Raw genomic sequence first — 15,688 nt, forward strand, 5'->3', positions numbered from 1 at the left:
GAGCCGCCCCAGGTGACCACGATGCGGGGTCGCTCGGGCGGTGTGCGCAGTGCGGCGGGCAGTTGGGCGGGTCCGTTGTACGGGATGTAGCGCATGGGCTGGCGGACCACGTCGTCGGCGGGGACCTGCAGCGACGGCGGGCACGGATCCAACGTCACATCACCGAACGACCGCGCCATGTCGAGCCCGACCCGCCCGGCCAGCGAGGCGAAGACGTCCTTCTGGCGCTCCACGATCGAGGCGATGAAGTCAGGTCCCCACAGCAGCCGCAGCGCGGGCACCCCCAGGTCCCCGGCGAGGCCGGGGCCGAGGTAGGCCAGGGGTTCGTAGACCACGAAGTCCGGTCGCCACTGTTCGGCGAAACGGTAGGTGTCCTCGGCCATCGCCACCGCGCTTTCGGACGCCAGCCCCGTCCACCGGATGGCTCGTCGTTCGATCTCGGCGACGGACCGAGGGCTCTCGTCCTCGCGGTTCGGGCGCCAGTTGTCGAACGCGGCGGCGGCACGGGCCTTGAGGTCGATGTCGCTGCCGACGGGCAGGGCCGGCAGCCCCGCCTGGGTGATGGTGGGCGTGAAGGACGGATGGCTGGCCACCATCACCTCGTGGCCGGCGGCCCGCAGCGCCCAACCGAACGGCACCATCGGGTAGTAGTGCGAGCCCCAGGCCCACGTGATGAACAACGCACGCATCGGTCTTCCTCCTCAGGCCCCAGCTTGGGATCTATTACTGTTCGGCGGCCAGCTGTTCGAGCCGGGCGACGGCCTCGGCCGGTGCCGGCTGCCCGAGCATCTCCTCACGGAGCGCGCGCGCACGGGATCGGTATGACGCCGCGGTCAGGATCGCTTCGAGCCGTTTCGCGGCCTCGGACTCGCTGAACTGATCTGGTTGCAACGAGTCCGCGACCCCGGCCAGCACGATGCGCTCGGCCTGGAACATCTGGTCCGGTATCTGGGGGAAGACCAGCTGGGGGACACCGTGCAGCGCGGCGGTCAGCAGGGTGCCGTTGCCACCCTGGTGGATGATCGCGTCACAGCTCGGCAGGACCAGGTGCAGCGCGAGCGAGTCGACCACCTGGACGTTGGCCGGAACCTCCCCGAGCCTGTGCACATCCTGTTCGGCCAGGGCCATGACGACCTCGACCTCCATGGCCGACAGCGCCTGGACGAGCCGGGCCGGGACGAAGGTGTCGGGCCCCGTGAGGCGGCTGGTCGACGTTCCCCAGGTGACGCAGACACGTGGCAGGGCCGGCTTCTCCCTGAGCCAACCCGGCAGAACCGCGGGGCCGTTGTAGGGGACGTAGCGCACGGGGATGCGGCTCACGTCCGCGGGGATCTGGAGGGTCGGCGGGCACGGGTCGACGGTCGCGGCACCGAGGGCGTCCACCTCGTCGAGCCCGAGACGCTCGGCCATACTCCGGATCAGCCCGGGAACAATCTGCCGGGCCTGGTACGTGACGTCGATGCCGTGCACGTGCCGCACCGCGGGCACCCCGAGCATCGCCGCCACCAGCGGCCCGGCATAGGTGGTGGGGTCGTAGACGACCAGGTCCGGACGCCAGAACCGGGCGTAGCTGGCGAGATCGTCCAGCATGGCGTCGGAGTAGGCGGCGAAGGTGCCGAACACCCGACGGACCCGTCGGATGCGTTCCGGCTGCCAGGTGTCCATCGATGCACCCGCCGCGGGAACCCGTGGGACGGAGGAGAACGACAGGCCCGCCATCTGACGGCCGCGGACCTCGTCGTGGTCCAGATCGGGACCGACCGGCACGGCTGCGACGCCGGAGTCGGTGATCACGGGCGTGAGCCTGGGCTGACTCGCGACACGGACCTCATGACCCGCCGCCTGCAACGCCCAGGCCAGTGGGGCCAGCGGCATGTAGTGCGAGGGCCAGGCCCAACTGGTGAACAATACGCGCATCCTGAATCCTTACCTGGTCTCTCCGGGTTGAGATCCTGCGGGTTGACTCTCGGAGATCGTTCATGCTCCGGTGAATCGCGTCTCGGATGGTGCTGGTCGGCGTGTCCGCCGAAGTTCAGCGAGGCCCCAGCGCGGGCCGAGGGGGCGGGCGGGGGCGCAGCGGCGGGGAATCCGCACGGCGTGGAGTGGCGCTCTGCCAGGGCTTCAGAACCGGCGGTGATGATGCGGAAATCCAACGAAGGAGTCAGTCATGGAGCTTGGGGTCTTCCTTTCGCACGAGACCGCCTGTGAGGTTGCGGAGGAGGCCGAGCGGCTGGGGTACGGCATGGCCCTCGTACCGGAGGGGTTCCGTTCGGACGCCCCCAGCGTGCTCGGCGCCGTCGCGGCTCGAACGCGGCGGATCGGGTTGGCTTCCGGCGTGATGCAGGTTCCCGCCCGCACGCCGGTGATGAGCGCCCTCACCGCAGCAACCCTCGACAGCCTGTCCGGCGGGCGGTTCAGGCTCGGGCTCGGCGTCTCCAACCCCGATGTGTCCCTGGGCTGGTACGGCGTGCCCTTCACCGCGCCGCTGACCCGCCTGCGGGAGTACGTCGAGGTCGTGCGGATGGCGCTGCGCGGTGAACCGGTCCGTTACTCGGGGCGCCACCTGCAGCTGCCCCCTGCCGGGTCCGACGAGGCCGCGCACCTCGTGGCTGCACCCGTCCGCGCCGACATCCCCGTGTACCTGGCCGGGGTCGGCGCGCGCAGCCTGGAACTGGCAGGTGAGATCGCCGATGGCTGGATCGGGGTCTTCAGCCCGCCGGAGCGCATCGCCGAGGCGCTCGAACACGTCCGGAAGGTGCGAGGCGACCTCGACGGCTTCGAGGTGGTGCCCTCGGTCCCGATCGCCATCGCCGACGATCCGCGGGAGGCGGCCGATCGACTGCGCGGCTACTACGCCAACTTCGTCGGACTGGGCAGCAAGGAACGCGGCATCTACTTCGCCCTCGCGGTCGCGATGGGTTTCAAAGACGCGGCCGAGGAGATCCACGCCAGGTGCGCGGCCGGCGACCGGGCGGGGGCGGCGCGGGCGGTGCCGTTCGAGTTCATGGACCGGACCGGGCTGATCGGGCCCGTGGACCGGATCGCGTCCCGGATCGCCGAGTACGCCGAGGCGGGTGTCACCACGCTCGGCCTGACCGTTCTCGACCGCACGCTCGACGGACAGCTCGCGGTGGTACGCGGCGCGGCGGAGGGCCTGCGGCTGGCGGAGGTCAGGTGAGCCAGACCCCGTCGTCCATGATCACACGGTGCTCCAGCTCCGCCAGACTCCGCCAGGCGAGGATCCGCCGGGGAGTCAGGCGGACGCCCACGGCACCGGGAACCCGGGCCGGGTCCAGCGGCAGCCGGGCGTAGCGGGCCCGGACGTCGGCGGGGTCCTCGGCCGGTTCGGTCAGTTCGACCGTGCCGTCGACCAGGACGACGTCGGTTGCCGAGCCGAACGCCGCCCGCACGACGCCGTCGGCCAGCAGATTGCGGGCGGTGCGGGTGGCCCGGCGGGTGACCATGGTGATCACGCCACCGTCCCAGACGTAGGCGAGGGGGACCAGGTGCGGTCGCGGGCCGCCGCTGGCCAGCCAGAGGTGCCGCTCGTCGGCCAGCAGCCGCTCGGTGTCGGCGCGGCGCTGGGCGCGTGACCTCGGATTGGCGCCGCCGGGGCGGACGGGTCGGGCTTTGGACGCGGACATGTGGCCTCCGGGGTAGGACGGCCGACGGCGGCCCTGGGCTCGCCGTCGGCTGGGAAAGGGGTGGGCATCGGCGACGCCCGGGCGCGGACGCGGGCCCCGGGCGCGGCCGGGACCCGCGACGGCTACCAGGTCACCGGTATCGCGGTGAACCCCTCCAGCAGCGCGCCTTCGATCCGCTTCAGGTCGGTTGCGGGTACCGCGAGCCGAAGCGTCGGGAAGCGGTTCAGCAACGCCTCGGTGGCGATTCGCAGTTCGGCCCTGGCGAGGGCGGCGCCGATGCAGAAGTGGGGGCCCAGGCTGAAGGTGAGATGCGCGTTCTCGGACCTGGTGATGTCGAAGGACAGTGGGTCCGGGAACTGGCCGGGGTCCTGGTTGGCGCAGTCCGCTGCCGGGATGACGCTCATGCCCTTCTTGATCGTGCAGTTCTCCAGCTCGATGTCGTCGGTCGCGTACCGCAGCATCGACACCGAGGAGCCGACGATCTTCCAGCGCAGCAGTTCCTCGATCGCGCTCGGCAGGAGCGAGGGGTCCTCGCGCAGCAGGCTGAGCTGGTCCGGATGACTGAGCAGCATGGCCACGCCGCCGCCGAGCTGGGTGGCAGTCGTCTCATAGCCCACGAGCAGCAACAGCCGGCACCACCACTGGAGTTCGTACTCGCTCAGCCGGCCTTCCTCGTCGTGTGCCCGGATCATGGCGCTCACCAGGTCGCCCCCGGGGTCCTGCCGACGGGCCTCGATGTGTGCGGCGATGTACCGACTCATGTCAGCCATCGACTTCTTGATCTCTTCGGCCGGGAACTGACTGACCGACAGGAACGTCGCGGTCCAGTGGCGGAACAGTGCCACGTCCTCATCGGGGACGCCCAGCAGCCTGCAGATGACCCGGACGGGCAACGGGAACGCCAGCGCCTCGTTCAGGTCGACGGGCCCACCGGTCCGCTCCATGTCGTCGAGCAGCTCATCGGCGATCGCATGGATCTGCGGCTCCAGTTTCTTCACCCGCGTCGCGGTGAACGCCTTGGCGACCAGGCTGCGCACCCGCGTGTGCTCCGGCGGGTCGGGGTTGATGCGCGGGTCCTGGAACATGCTGTTGTTGCGGCTGATGCGGGCCGCGTCCGGGCGGCTGAGGTTGCGGCTGAGGCGGTCGTCGGTGAGCACCTGGCGCACGTCCCGGTACCGGGTCAGCAGCACGGCCTCGTCACCGCTCGGCAGCACCACGGGCAGCAGTGGATCGTCGTGGACCCCGGCGATCTGTTCCGGGATTCCCAGGGCCGTCGGCCGCGGGAACGGGTAAGGGAACGGTTCAGCCATGACACGGCCTTTCTGGATCTGGGCTCACCATGTGACGGGGACCTCGGTGAAGCCCTGGGTGAAGGCGTCCTCGGTACGGACCAGTTGGTCGACGGGCACGCCGAGCCGCAGGTTCGGGAACCGGTCCAGCACCGAGCCGAGCGCGATCTGCAGTTCGGCCCTGGCCAGCGAGGCGCCGACGCAGAAGTGCCGTCCGGCGCTGAAGGTGAGCTGCGGCGGGTCGTCGGAGCGGGTGATGTCGAAGCGTTCCGGGCAGCGGAAGGCCGCCGGGTCGTGGTTCGCGACCTCCAGGGCGGTGATCACGCTGGAGCCGCGCGGGATCGTCACACCGCCGACCTCGATGTCGTCGGTGACGTACCGCAGCATGGACAGCGACGTGCCCACCACCTGGCAACGCAACAGTTCCTTGACCGCTCCGGGCAGCAGCGCCGGGTCCTCCCGCAGCTTCGCCATCTGGTCGGGGTGGCTCGTCAGCATGACCACCGCGCTGCAGAGCTGGTTCGCGCTGGTCTCGTAGCCCGCCAGCAGCAGCATGGTGGACCACCAGTGCAGCTCCTGTGAGCTCAGGCGCCCGTCCTTCTCGTCGTGGACCTGGATCAGGGCGCTGATCAGGTCGTCGCCCGGGTTGGCGCGCTTTCGCTCGATCAGTTCCGCCATGTAGTCCCACGGCGGTGCGGTCCTCTGCGTGAACTGCTCGCGCTCGTCAGCGGGCACGCCCAGCAGCTCACAGATGACCTGGATGCTCAGCGGGAACGCGAACGCCTCGGCGAAGTCCGCCGGCTGGGGGCCTGCGGCCATCGCGTCGAGCAGGCCGCCCGTCAGTTCCCGGATTCGCGGCCGGAGATTCTCCACCCGGGCCGGTGTGAAGGCCCTGGCAATCAGACCACGCATGCGCGGGTGCGCGGGCGGATCCATGTCCACCTGGCTCTGGAATGCCTTGACCTTCTTGATCGTCATCCTGGCGATGTCGGGACGGTTTCGATTCTTGCTGACCCGCGGGTCGGTCAGGACCGCGCGAATGTCCTCGTACCGGGTGATCAGCAGCGCCTCGTCACCACTCGGCAGAATTACTTCGACGACCGGTTCGTCATGGAGGCCCGAGAACTCCTTCGGCTGCTCGAAGGGTGACGGCCACACGAACGGATAGGCATAGGGCTGGCCGGTCACAGACCGTCCTTTCGACGTATGGATAGACCACCCCACCCTGGGACAACAGGCTCGGAATCCGGTCTAGTCCATCTGGTGCCGATCTCACCGGTGACCGGTCCCAACTTCGCTGGACCAAGAGTTGACCAATCTCCCCAAGGCTGTAGTGGTCCTCCTCGGAGGAAACCGGAAAGGATCGCTGACATGACGCATCGGACGCTCATCGTCGCCCGGCTGGAACCGGTTCACAGGCCGCGAGTCGCCGAGCTGTTCGCCGATTCCGACAGGACCGAACTCCCCAATATCGTCGGCGTCAGCCGTCGTATGCTCTTCGGCTTTCACGATCTGTACTTCCATCTGATCGAAGCCGACTCAGAAATTGGCCCCGGGTTGGAAAGGGCACGCTCGACTTCGCTGTTCCAAGATCTCAACTTCGAATTGGCGAAGTGCGTGCGGCCGTACGACCCGGGTTGGCGCGAGCCCCGCGACGCGATGGCGCAGGTCTTCTACCAGTGGTCGGCGGGAGAGTCATCGTGAAGCCCATCCGCTGGGTCGACATCACCCCGAACCTGCGCAGGGGCGGCGACCTCCGAGCGGCCCTCGCATCCGCGGTTCCCGATGCGACGAGCGGGTTCCCCGACGTCCTGGCGTTCGGCCCCGAGCAGTTCGTGGCCGGGGCCGGCCGTCCTCGCGCCAAGGACTGCCGCTACGTCGTCCTGAAGCTCGGCCCCGAGGAGTTCGTGACCGAGCACTATCACCCCCACGCCGAGGAGTTCGTGTACGTCATGGAAGGCGAGATCGTGGTCCGGTTCGACGGCGAGCCCATGACCGTCGCCGCATGCGAAGGCCTGCGGATCCCGCCCGGGGTCCGGCACCGGGTCGAGAACCGGTCCGGACGTTCCGCCGAGTGCGTGATCTCCCTGGCGCCCCCCGCTCCGCACCAGGCTCTCGACCACGTCGACACCGAGACCCTTCCCCGGTCCGGGGAGCCCGCACGTGAGGCCGGAGCGCTCTGATGGCCGACCGGAAGGCGGTGATAACCGGTCTCGGGGTGGTCGCGCCCGGCGCCGTCGGTGTCCGCGCGTACTGGGACCTGCTCACGGCGGGCCGCACCGCGACCAGGTCACTCTCGCTGTTCGACGCCACCGGGTTCCGCTCCAGGGTCGCGGCCGAGTGCGACTTCGACCCGGCCCGAGCGGGGCTGGACGAGGAGCAGGTCGCGCGGCTGGACAGGGTGACGCAGTTCGCGCTGGCCTGCGCCCGCGAGGCTGTCGCCGACAGCGGACTCGATCTGGATGCCGTACGGCCCGAGCGGGTCGGTGTGGTGATCGGAAGCGCGGTCGGCTGCACGATGCGTCTGGAGGAGAATTACCTGAAGGTGAGCGACCACGGCCGTCTCTGGCAGGTCGATCAGCAGCGGGCGATCCCCGACCTGTACGACTACCTGGTACCGAGCTCGATCGCTGCCGAGGTGGCCTGGGAGTGCGGCGCCCAGGGCCATGTCGAGTGCCTGTCCACCGGCTGCACCTCGGGCCTGGACGCGGTCGGCAAGGCCGCTCAGCTCATCGAGGACGGCCTGGCCGACATCGTGATCGCCGGGGCCTCGGAGGCGCCGATTTCGCCGATCACCTCGGCCTGCTTCGACGCCATCAAGGCCACCAGCACCAACAACGACGACCCGGAACACGCCTCCCGCCCCTTCGACCGTGGCCGGAACGGGTTCGTGCTGGGCGAGGGTGCGGCCGTGCTGATCCTGGAGGAGGCGCGGGCCGCACGGAGCAGGGGTGCGCACAGCTACGGCAGCGTCCTCGGCTTCGCCAACCGCAGCAACGCGTACCACATGACGGGCCTGCGGCCGGACGGCCGTGAGATGGCCGAGGCCATCAGGGCCGCTCTCGATCTGGCCCGGGTGGACCGTACCGACGTCGACTACATCAACGCCCACGGCTCGGGCACCCGGCAGAACGACCGGCACGAGACGGCGGCCTTCAAGCGCAGCCTGGGCGAGCACGCCTACGCCGTACCGGTCAGCTCCATCAAGTCGATGATCGGGCACTCCCTGGGCGCGATCGGCGCCCTGGAGGCCGCCGCCTGCGCGCTCGTCCTGAAGCACCGGGTGGTGCCGCCCACGGCCAACCTCACCGATCCCGATCCCGAGTGCGATCTGGACTACGTGCCGCTCGTGGCACGTGAGCACCCGACCGACGTGGTACTGAGCGTCGGCAGCGGATTCGGCGGCTTCCAGACCGCACTGGTGCTGGGCCGCCCCGAAGCGGCGGAGGCGGTGTGATGCGGCCCGGTGTGGTGACGGGAATCGGCGTGGTCGCGCCCAACGGCATCGGCCACGAGGCGTACTGGGCGGAGCTGCTGAACGGCAAGAGCGGCATCGAGCCGATCGCGGACGGCGTCGCCGGTGTGGTCGAGGGGTTCGAGGCGTCGCGGTACATGCCCGCCCAGCTGGTCGTGCGGACCGACCGGTGGACGCAGTTCGGCATCGCCGCCACCGCCCTGGCGTTGCAGGACGCGGGCATCGATCTGGAGACCGTGTCCGAGTACGAGATCGGCGTGGTCACCGGCAGCTCCTCGGGGGGCAACGAGTTCGGCCAGCGGGAGATCGGGAAGCTCTGGACCCAGGGCCCCGCACACGTCAGCGCCTACCAGTCGATCGCCTGGTTCTACGCGGCGACCACCGGCCAGCTCTCCATCAGGTACGGCGCGCGGGGCCCCAGCTGTGTCGTGGTCACCGAGCAGGCCGCCGGATTGGACGCGATGGCCCAGGCGCGCCGGGTGGTGAGGTCGGGCGCCCGGCTGGTGATGGCCGGGGGCACGGAGGCCCCGCTGTCCCCGTACGCCCTGGCCTGCCAGCGGGCGGGCGGCCGGATCTCGGCCGGCGCCGACACCGAGCGCGCGTTCCGGCCGTTCGACCGGCTGGCCGACGGGCATGTCCCCGGCGAGGGCGGTGCCATGTTCATCGTCGAGGACCGGCCAGCCGCGCACCGCAGGCCCTACGGGGTGGTCGCCGGGCACGCCTCGACCTTCGACCCCAGGCCCGGCAGTGGCGGCGAGCCGGGGCTGCGCCGGGCGATCGAGCTGGCACTTGCCGACGCAGCGCTCCCCCCGGAAGCCGTCGACGTGGTCTTCGCCGACGCGGCCGCCGTGCCCGAGCTGGATCGGCAGGAGGCGGCGGCGATCGAGGCGGTCTTCGGACCGTACGGCGTTCCGGTGACCGCGCCGAAGACCATGGTCGGTCGGCTCTACGCCGGGGGCGGTGCGCTCGACATCGCCACCGCCCTGCTGGCGATGCGGGATTCCGTGATCCCGCCGACGACCGGGGTTCTTGACGTGCCGGAGCAGTACCGGCTCGATCTGGTGCTGGAGCAGCCGCGGACCGCGCGGCTGCGGACGGCGCTGGTGCTGGCGCGCGGCCGCGGAGGCCACAACTCGGCCGTCGTTCTCACCGGCGAACTGCGATGAGCGGAGGGAAGAGTGGTGACAGCAATGACCGGTTTCACGCTCGCTGACCTGCGGGCCGTACTGCGGAAGGCCGCAGGGGACATCGACGTCGTGGACGGCGACAACATCGATGTGACGTTCGAGGAACTGGGGTTCGACTCGCTGGCGATGCTGGAGGTCGCCACGGTGCTCGACTCCCAGTACAAGGTGACGGCTCCCGACGGCGTCATCGAGGTGACCCGCACCCCCCGCGAGATCGTCGCCTTCGTCAACGGTGCGTCCGGCGCCGGCCACGTCGACAACAGCATCGTCATCGCGGCGCCGTACGACCTGGTCTGGGAGATGACCAACGACGTGGCGTCCTGGCCGGAGCTGTTCAGCGAGTACGCGTCGGCGGAGGTGCTGGAGCGCAGCGAGGACACCGTCAGCTTCCGGCTGACCACGGTGCCCGACGAGAACCACAACGTGTGGAGCTGGGTCTCCGAGCGGCGCATGGACCGGGACCTCGGCACGGTGCACGCGCACCGCGTGGAGACCGGGGCCTTCGAGTACATGAAGATCTTCTGGGCGTACCGCGAGACCCCGGACGGCGTGGAGATGAGGTGGGTCCAGGACTTCCACCTGAAGCCGGAGGCCCCGCTCGACGACGCGGCCATGCAGGACCGGATGAACCGCAACACGGCCGTCCAGATGGAGCGGATCAAGAAGCTGGTCGAGCAGCGGGCCGGTCGGGCCTGATGGGTACGGTGCTGGCCCCGGTCGCCGTCCTGACGAACGGCATCGCGGCGGGAATCATGGCCTCCACCGTCATCGGCATCGTGCCGATGATGCTGAGCCTGTCCTTTGAGCGCTATGTGCAGACGGTGCAGTTCCTGTGGCCGCGCTACGACCCGATCATGCCGCTGACGAACGGGTTCACCGCGGTGCTCGATCTGGTGCTCGCGTTCGTGGCCGAAGACAGTACGGCGCGGACCGGGTTCGCCGCCGCGGCCGTTCTGCTGCTGTGCGTCATGGCGATCTCCATCACCAAGAACGTGCCGGTCAACCGGTACGTCAAATCCCTGGACCCCGGCAACCAGCCCGCCGACTGGGCCAGCAGGGACCCCCGTCGGCGCTGGCGCAACTGGAACGCCACTCGTACGTCAATCGCACTGCTCGCATTCACAGTCAACATCCTGGCGACGGTGCGGCTCCGCTGAGCCCGTACCGCTCCCCAGGAGGGGAAGGCAGAACATGGAGATACCCCTTTCGGGAAAGCGCGTCCTGGTCACCGGCGGGACGCGGGGCATCGGCGCCGCCATCACCCTGGCGTTCGCCAGGGCCGGGGCCAACGTCCTGACCTGCTCGCGCACCGGCGGCGAGGCCGCCGACAGGCTGGCCCGCGAGCTCAAGGCCACGCCCGGTGAGCATCACATCGTCACCGCGGACGTCAGCAGGAGCGAGGATGTCGGGCACCTGATCGACGAGTGCCGGAGCAGGTTCGGCGGCCTCGACGTCATCGTGAACAACGCGGGCCGGATCACCCACGTCCCGATCAAGGATCTCGACCTGGCCGGTTGGCGCGAGATCCTCGACACCAACCTGACCTCAGCCTACGACGTCATCCACCGAGCCGTTCCGCTGCTCGGTCCTGGCGCCTCGATCATCAACGTCGGCTCCGGGTCGGCGCTGGCGGGCATCCACAACCGGGCGCACTACACCGCGGCCAAGGCCGGGCTGATCGGCCTGACCCGCTCGCTGAACAAGGAACTCGGCCCGCTCGGCATCCGGGTCAACGTGCTCTCGCCGGGTGTCGTCCAGACCGAGGTGGAGCTGTCGGAGGAGGTGACGTCGCGGTACCAGCAGATGACCGGGCTCAAGCGGTTGGGCACGCCGGAGGAACTGGCCAACGTGGTGCTCTTCCTCGCCAGCGACCTGGCGTCCTATGTGACCGGTGCCGTCGTCCCCGTCGACGGGGGCATCTGAGATGCCGGCCACCTCACTGTTCCGGGTGACCCTGCGGATGGACGTGGTGCCCGGCGCGGAGCAGCAGTTCGAGGAAGCCTGGCTGGCCGGTGCGGAGCGCATCGCCGACGAGCCGGGCAACGTCGGCCAGTGGCTCTCACAGGGCGAGCGGGACAACGCCTTCTACGTCGTCAGCGACTGGGTGAGCAGGGAGGCGTTCCTCGCGTACGAACGCAGCCCGCAGCACCTGGAGCACCGCAGGTCGCTCGATCCGCTGCGCACCGCCGGGGAGATGACGACCATGCGGACCCTGCACCGCCTGGACGGGAAGGGTGGCAACGGATGAAGGGCAGCGTAAGGGTCCTGGTCCATCTGCGGGTGCCGCCCGGCGAGGAGGCGCGCGTCGAGGACATCTACCACCGCATCAGCCGGGAACTCGACGGAACGCCGGGCCTGGTCCGCAACGAGCTGTTGCGCGGTTTCCACGCCCCGGACGAGTGGGCGGTCATGAGCGAGTGGCAGAACGCCGCCGCCTTCAGGGAGTGGGAGAGCGGGTCGGACCACCGCGATACGACTGCGCCCCTGCGGCCCTACCAGAATCGCGACCTCACGTCGGTGTTCGGCGTCTACGAGGTCGAGGCGGAGCACTGAAGCCGGCGGTGGGGACTGGAAGGGGTGAAAGGGATGAGCGGTCCGCGCCGGATCGATGTGCACCACCACGCGATCGTGCCGAAGATCTCCGCGCTCATGCGGGAGAGCGGTGCCCGGTTCGTGCTTCCGTGGTCCTTGGAGAGCACCTGGGAGGTGATGGACACCCACGGCATCGACCGGGCCGTGGTGTCCAATCCGATCCCCGGGGACCTGTTCACCGACGCCCGGCAGGCGGCGGCCTTCACCCTCCGGGCCAACGAGGCCGTCGCCGAACTGGCGGCCGACCATCCCGGCAGGTTCGGCCTGCTCGCCGCACTCCCGATGCCCTTCGTGGACGTCGCCCTCGACCACCTGCGCTATGTCTACGAGGAGCTCGGGGCCGACGGGGTCGTGCTGGTGCCGCACGCCGGTTCGAACTACCTGGGCGATGAGCTGTTCGAGCCGCTGCTGGCCGAGCTCGACCGTCGGCACGCGGTCGTCCTGGTACACCCGATGACGCTGCCGGGCGGGCCGGTCGAGGCCTCGCCTCCGGTGCTGGCCGACTTCCTGCTCGACACCACTCGGGGCGCTATCAGCCTGATCAGGTCCGGGGCGCTGGAGCGGTACCCGAACATCTCCTTCATCCTGGCGCACGGAGGCGGCTTCCTGCCGTACGCGGCCAGCCGGATCGAGGTGCTCGGCGAGGCGTTCTACGGTATCGACCCCGACCGGGTGCGGGCGGCCCTGCGCCGCTTCTACTACGACACCGCGCTGGTGGGCGAGTCCGCGCTGCCCTCACTGCTGGCGGTGGCCGGCCCGGAGCGGATCCTGTTCGGCACCGACTGGTGCGCGGCCCCGGCCGAGCCCGTAGCGGTCTGCGCACGGGCGCTCGACGGCGTCCCGGACGCCGTCCGCCGGATGATCGAGCGGGACAACGCGCTCGCGCTGTTCCTCGTCCCGGGACGCCCGGGGGCGGTCGACCCGGAACCGACTGCCGTCGGGTGACCGGAATTCAGCAGGGCCCGGCCCGTCGTCGTGGACGACGCGCCGGGCCCTGCGGCTTGTCCGGCCGTGTTCTCCCGGGCGGGCGTCCTGTGGACCAGGGGACGGAACGACCGCGGTTCCGCGGGGAGTTGCGCACGCCGCCGATGGACGGTGCCAGGTCGGTGTGGCGGGACGCGCGGGCCGGGCTCGCCCCCGCTCCAGTCGGCCGGACCACTGGGACTGGATCGCCTTTTGAGCCCCGGGCCCGATGCTCGGACCCGACAGCGCAGTGCTGAGATCCCTTCATGGAGGCATGGACATGCTGGCAGAACTACTCGCTCGCGGCGGCAGCGCACTGCTGGAGGGGTTCCCGCCGGACGGCCGCGAGTACTGGGCCGCGCGGTTCTGGGACCGTGCGGCAGCCGAGCAACACGTACAGCTCAGGTCGGAGTTCTTGACCCAGAAGGAGACGATCGCCGAGCTGCTCCGCAAGTACGGGCAGGACGCGAAGCAGGTCATCGAAGTCGCTTGCGGAACCGGCGAGTTCACCGCGATGGCCGCCAAGCTGACACCGGCCAGCGAGATCACCGCGATCGACATCTCCGCCGAGGGCCTAGCGCGTACGGCGAAGCGGGTGAAGCACGACAATCTCAAGCTCGTGGAAGGCGACTTCTGGGCCGACCACGACCTGGGACAGGCGGACCTGGTGCAGTGCCTGGACGCCATCCACCACCTGGGCGACCTCCGCCAGGTGCTGGTGAGGCTGCGGTCGTTGATGAAGCCCGGCGGCGTGTTCGTCGGCAACCTGTGGATCGGCGACAACTTCCACGAGTTCCAGCGCAAGCGCTACGGCACCGCGGCCCATCTGGTGCGCACGGCCTCGTTCTTCGGGACCGCCGTGATCATCCGGGCGTCCGCCGGACAGCTCAAGACCGGGGCCTACCGCACACAGCTCACCAAGAGCGAGGACGCCGTCGCCGTGCTCCGCGACGTCTTCGACGAGGTGGTGGAGGTCCGTAAGGAGCGCTACTTCATGGGCTTCGTCTGCCGGATGAACGACGGACCGCAGCAGTGATGATCCTGGTGACCGGCGGCGCCGGGTTCATCGGGCGCCGCGTGGTCGACAAGTACGTCGGGGCCGGCCACGAGGTGCGGGTGCTGGACGCGCTGCTGAGCGACACGCACCGGGAGCAGGTCCCGCCGCAGTTCCCCGACGCGGTGGAGTTCGTCCACGGCGATGTCCGCGACCAGGAGACCGTCGAGGCGGCGCTGCGCGGTGTCGAGCTGGTAAGCCACCACGCAGCCGTGATCGGCAGGGGGCGGGAGATCCTGGACGCCCGCCACCACGTGAGCTGCAACGACCTGGGGACGGCGAACCTTCTCGTCGCGATGACCGAGGCCGGGACGCGGCGGCTGGTGCTGGCCGGTTCGGTGGCGATCTACGGCGACAGCCAGTACGACTGCTCCGTGCACGGCCGGGTGCGGCCGTCGCGGCGCAGCCGCGCGGACCTGGACGCAGGTCGGTACGAGCCGCGCTGCCCGGAGTGCGGGAACGAGCTGGTGTCCAGCGCGGTGACCGAGTCCGATCCGCTCGATCCGCCGCGGAACATCTACGCGGTGACCAAGCTCGCCCAGGAGTACCTGGTGGGGGCCTGGGCGACCGAGACCGGGGGCCAGGCCGTCTCGCTGCGCTACCACAACGTGTACGGGCCCGACATTCCCTATCAGAGCCCCTACTCGGGCGTGGCGGCGGTCTACCGCAGCGCGGTCGCGCGCGGGGAGGCGCCCATCGTCTACGAGGACGGCGGCTCGATGCGCGACTTCGTGCACGTCGACGATGTGGCGGAGGCCAGCCTGGCGGCGCTGCGCTGGACGGGCAGCGGACACCGGGCGTTCAACGTCGCCAGCGGGACCCCGCACACGATCGGCGATGTCGCCGTCGCCCTCGCCGAAGCGGCGGGCTCCCCGATGCCGGTGCTCACCGGGAAGTACCGGCTCGGCGACGTCCGGCACATCGTGGCCTCACCTGCCCGGATCATGCGCGAGCTGGAGTGGCGGCCGCGGATCGGCTTCGAGGCGGGGATGGCGGAGTTCGCGACGGCCCCGATGAGCGGGGCGCCGTGATCGCCGTCCTGAGCGCGCTCGTGTTGGGAGCCAACGGAACCATGGCCGGCGTGCTGGTCGCGGTGGCGCTGGGGATCGTGCCCGCGTTCAAGGGCCTTTCCCCAACGCAGTACATCCAGGTGCACAGGCTCGTCGGGAGGCACTACGACCGGGTCATGCCACCGTTGGTGATCAGCTGCACCGTAGCCGACATCGTCCTGGCAGCCGTGGTCTCCGGCAGGGCGCGCATCGCCCTGTTCGTGGCCGCAGCCCTCGCCCAGCTGGGCGTGAGCCTGGTGTCCCAGTTCGCCAATGTCCCGATCAACAGAACAGTCAAGAACACCGAGCCGCAGTCCATCGGTGATGACTGGGACGACCCCCGGGCACGCTGGGCAAACTGGCATCTGACACGCACCGTGCTGGCGCTGTGTGCTGTGGCGGCGAACACCGCCGGTGTGGCGACTCTCCGGTAAC

General features: G+C 69.9%; 18 protein-coding genes and 2 pseudogenes. 15 read left to right on the top strand and 5 right to left on the bottom strand.

Going from position 1 to position 15,688, the window contains the following annotated elements; translation table 11 throughout:
• Together ACWDAK_RS30105 and ACWDAK_RS30110 are read right to left on the bottom strand one after the other, a co-directional pair.
• Nucleotides 1-689 (bottom strand): annotated as a pseudogene (locus ACWDAK_RS30105) (hypothetical protein); the annotation flags it as partial.
• 34 nt (nucleotides 690-723) lie between these two features.
• Nucleotides 724-1,917, bottom strand: a complete 1,194-nt coding sequence (locus ACWDAK_RS30110; protein WP_344640570.1) for a nucleotide disphospho-sugar-binding domain-containing protein — start codon at nucleotides 1,915-1,917, stop codon at nucleotides 724-726.
• 250 nt (nucleotides 1,918-2,167) lie between these two features.
• Between ACWDAK_RS30110 and ACWDAK_RS30115 the strand changes: the two genes are divergently transcribed.
• Complete coding sequence (locus ACWDAK_RS30115) at nucleotides 2,168-3,178, top strand: LLM class flavin-dependent oxidoreductase (RefSeq protein WP_427395359.1); 1,011 nt, start codon at nucleotides 2,168-2,170, stop codon at nucleotides 3,176-3,178.
• On the opposite strand, the gene ACWDAK_RS30120 is transcribed toward ACWDAK_RS30115, so the two are convergent.
• The 3 genes from ACWDAK_RS30120 to ACWDAK_RS30130 all read right to left on the bottom strand — a co-directional run bounded on the left by ACWDAK_RS30120 (nucleotide 3,171) and on the right by ACWDAK_RS30130 (nucleotide 6,121).
• Nucleotides 3,171-3,644 carry a pyridoxamine 5'-phosphate oxidase family protein gene (locus ACWDAK_RS30120; protein ID WP_344640572.1) on the bottom strand — a complete coding sequence of 158 codons (474 nt, stop codon included), beginning with the start codon at nucleotides 3,642-3,644 and terminating at the stop codon, nucleotides 3,171-3,173. The two genes, ACWDAK_RS30115 and ACWDAK_RS30120, sit on opposite strands and share 8 nt — an antisense overlap.
• A gap of 122 nt (nucleotides 3,645-3,766) precedes the next feature.
• A complete protein-coding gene (locus tag ACWDAK_RS30125; RefSeq protein WP_427395360.1) occupies nucleotides 3,767-4,954 on the bottom strand; it encodes a cytochrome P450 in 1,188 nt (395 codons plus the stop codon).
• A gap of 24 nt (nucleotides 4,955-4,978) precedes the next feature.
• Nucleotides 4,979-6,121, bottom strand: coding sequence for a cytochrome P450 (locus ACWDAK_RS30130; RefSeq protein ID WP_427395361.1), 1,143 nt, complete (start codon nucleotides 6,119-6,121; stop codon nucleotides 4,979-4,981).
• Nucleotides 6,122-6,304: 183 nt separating this feature from the next.
• Between ACWDAK_RS30130 and ACWDAK_RS30135 the strand changes: the two genes are divergently transcribed.
• The 14 genes and pseudogenes from ACWDAK_RS30135 to ACWDAK_RS30200 all read left to right on the top strand — a co-directional run bounded on the left by ACWDAK_RS30135 (nucleotide 6,305) and on the right by ACWDAK_RS30200 (nucleotide 15,687).
• Complete coding sequence (locus ACWDAK_RS30135) at nucleotides 6,305-6,637, top strand: TcmI family type II polyketide cyclase (protein ID WP_344640575.1); 333 nt, start codon at nucleotides 6,305-6,307, stop codon at nucleotides 6,635-6,637.
• A complete protein-coding gene (locus tag ACWDAK_RS30140; RefSeq protein WP_344640576.1) occupies nucleotides 6,634-7,116 on the top strand; it encodes a cupin domain-containing protein in 483 nt (160 codons plus the stop codon). The genes ACWDAK_RS30135 and ACWDAK_RS30140 overlap by 4 nt, the downstream gene beginning before the upstream one ends.
• Nucleotides 7,116-8,390 (top strand): beta-ketoacyl-[acyl-carrier-protein] synthase family protein, encoded by a 1,275-nt coding sequence (locus ACWDAK_RS30145; protein ID WP_344640577.1) that lies wholly within the window; start codon nucleotides 7,116-7,118, stop codon nucleotides 8,388-8,390. Before ACWDAK_RS30140 ends, ACWDAK_RS30145 begins: the two co-directional genes overlap by 1 nt.
• Nucleotides 8,390-9,574 carry a ketosynthase chain-length factor gene (locus tag ACWDAK_RS30150; protein WP_427395362.1) on the top strand — a complete coding sequence of 395 codons (1,185 nt, stop codon included), beginning with the start codon at nucleotides 8,390-8,392 and terminating at the stop codon, nucleotides 9,572-9,574. The genes ACWDAK_RS30145 and ACWDAK_RS30150 overlap by 1 nt, the downstream gene beginning before the upstream one ends.
• Nucleotides 9,575-9,598: 24 nt before the next feature.
• Nucleotides 9,599-9,811: pseudogene (locus ACWDAK_RS30155) on the top strand (acyl carrier protein); the annotation flags it as partial.
• Nucleotides 9,809-10,291, top strand: coding sequence for an SRPBCC family protein (locus ACWDAK_RS30160; protein WP_344640621.1), 483 nt, complete (start codon nucleotides 9,809-9,811; stop codon nucleotides 10,289-10,291). The pseudogene ACWDAK_RS30155 and the gene ACWDAK_RS30160, both read left to right, overlap by 3 nt.
• Nucleotides 10,291-10,752 carry a DUF1772 domain-containing protein gene (locus tag ACWDAK_RS30165; protein ID WP_344640579.1) on the top strand — a complete coding sequence of 154 codons (462 nt, stop codon included), beginning with the start codon at nucleotides 10,291-10,293 and terminating at the stop codon, nucleotides 10,750-10,752. Before ACWDAK_RS30160 ends, ACWDAK_RS30165 begins: the two co-directional genes overlap by 1 nt.
• 34 nt (nucleotides 10,753-10,786) lie before the next feature.
• A complete protein-coding gene (locus ACWDAK_RS30170; RefSeq protein ID WP_344640580.1) occupies nucleotides 10,787-11,518 on the top strand; it encodes an SDR family NAD(P)-dependent oxidoreductase in 732 nt (243 codons plus the stop codon).
• A gap of 1 nt (nucleotide 11,519) precedes the next feature.
• On the top strand, nucleotides 11,520-11,843 hold the full coding sequence (locus tag ACWDAK_RS30175; protein WP_344640581.1) for an antibiotic biosynthesis monooxygenase family protein: 324 nt from the start codon (nucleotides 11,520-11,522) through the stop codon (nucleotides 11,841-11,843).
• Nucleotides 11,840-12,148: an antibiotic biosynthesis monooxygenase family protein gene (locus ACWDAK_RS30180; RefSeq protein ID WP_344640582.1), complete on the top strand. Its 309-nt coding sequence runs from the start codon at nucleotides 11,840-11,842 to the stop codon at nucleotides 12,146-12,148. The genes ACWDAK_RS30175 and ACWDAK_RS30180 overlap by 4 nt, the downstream gene beginning before the upstream one ends.
• A 33-nt stretch (nucleotides 12,149-12,181) precedes the next feature.
• Nucleotides 12,182-13,132, top strand: a complete 951-nt coding sequence (locus tag ACWDAK_RS30185; protein WP_427395363.1) for an amidohydrolase family protein — start codon at nucleotides 12,182-12,184, stop codon at nucleotides 13,130-13,132.
• Between the two features lie 292 nt (nucleotides 13,133-13,424).
• Nucleotides 13,425-14,186, top strand: a complete 762-nt coding sequence (locus ACWDAK_RS30190; RefSeq protein WP_344640584.1) for a class I SAM-dependent methyltransferase — start codon at nucleotides 13,425-13,427, stop codon at nucleotides 14,184-14,186.
• Nucleotides 14,183-15,235, top strand: coding sequence for an NAD-dependent epimerase/dehydratase family protein (locus ACWDAK_RS30195; RefSeq protein ID WP_344640585.1), 1,053 nt, complete (start codon nucleotides 14,183-14,185; stop codon nucleotides 15,233-15,235). The genes ACWDAK_RS30190 and ACWDAK_RS30195 overlap by 4 nt, the downstream gene beginning before the upstream one ends.
• A complete protein-coding gene (locus ACWDAK_RS30200; RefSeq protein WP_344640586.1) occupies nucleotides 15,232-15,687 on the top strand; it encodes a DUF1772 domain-containing protein in 456 nt (151 codons plus the stop codon). Before ACWDAK_RS30195 ends, ACWDAK_RS30200 begins: the two co-directional genes overlap by 4 nt.
• Nucleotide 15,688 lies beyond the last annotated feature (1 nt).

The organism is Kitasatospora sp. NPDC001175 (assembly GCF_053598215.1).

Bases quoted from the DNA above. Each gene is read 5' to 3' on its own strand.
- ACWDAK_RS30185 (WP_427395363.1), top strand. From the start codon at position 12,182: ATGAGCGGTCCGCGCCGGATCGATGTGCACCACCACGCGATCGTGCCG.
- ACWDAK_RS30180 (WP_344640582.1), top strand. From the start codon at position 11,840: ATGAAGGGCAGCGTAAGGGTCCTGGTCCATCTGCGGGTGCCGCCCGGC.
- ACWDAK_RS30165 (WP_344640579.1), top strand. From the start codon at position 10,291: ATGGGTACGGTGCTGGCCCCGGTCGCCGTCCTGACGAACGGCATCGCG.
- ACWDAK_RS30120 (WP_344640572.1), bottom strand. From the start codon at position 3,644: ATGTCCGCGTCCAAAGCCCGACCCGTCCGCCCCGGCGGCGCCAATCCG.
- ACWDAK_RS30110 (WP_344640570.1), bottom strand. From the start codon at position 1,917: ATGCGCGTATTGTTCACCAGTTGGGCCTGGCCCTCGCACTACATGCCG.
- ACWDAK_RS30125 (WP_427395360.1), bottom strand. From the start codon at position 4,954: ATGGCTGAACCGTTCCCTTACCCGTTCCCGCGGCCGACGGCCCTGGGA.
- ACWDAK_RS30115 (WP_427395359.1), top strand. From the start codon at position 2,168: ATGGAGCTTGGGGTCTTCCTTTCGCACGAGACCGCCTGTGAGGTTGCG.
- ACWDAK_RS30170 (WP_344640580.1), top strand. From the start codon at position 10,787: ATGGAGATACCCCTTTCGGGAAAGCGCGTCCTGGTCACCGGCGGGACG.
- ACWDAK_RS30175 (WP_344640581.1), top strand. From the start codon at position 11,520: ATGCCGGCCACCTCACTGTTCCGGGTGACCCTGCGGATGGACGTGGTG.
- ACWDAK_RS30150 (WP_427395362.1), top strand. From the start codon at position 8,390: ATGCGGCCCGGTGTGGTGACGGGAATCGGCGTGGTCGCGCCCAACGGC.
- ACWDAK_RS30135 (WP_344640575.1), top strand. From the start codon at position 6,305: ATGACGCATCGGACGCTCATCGTCGCCCGGCTGGAACCGGTTCACAGG.
- ACWDAK_RS30145 (WP_344640577.1), top strand. From the start codon at position 7,116: ATGGCCGACCGGAAGGCGGTGATAACCGGTCTCGGGGTGGTCGCGCCC.
- ACWDAK_RS30190 (WP_344640584.1), top strand. From the start codon at position 13,425: ATGGACATGCTGGCAGAACTACTCGCTCGCGGCGGCAGCGCACTGCTG.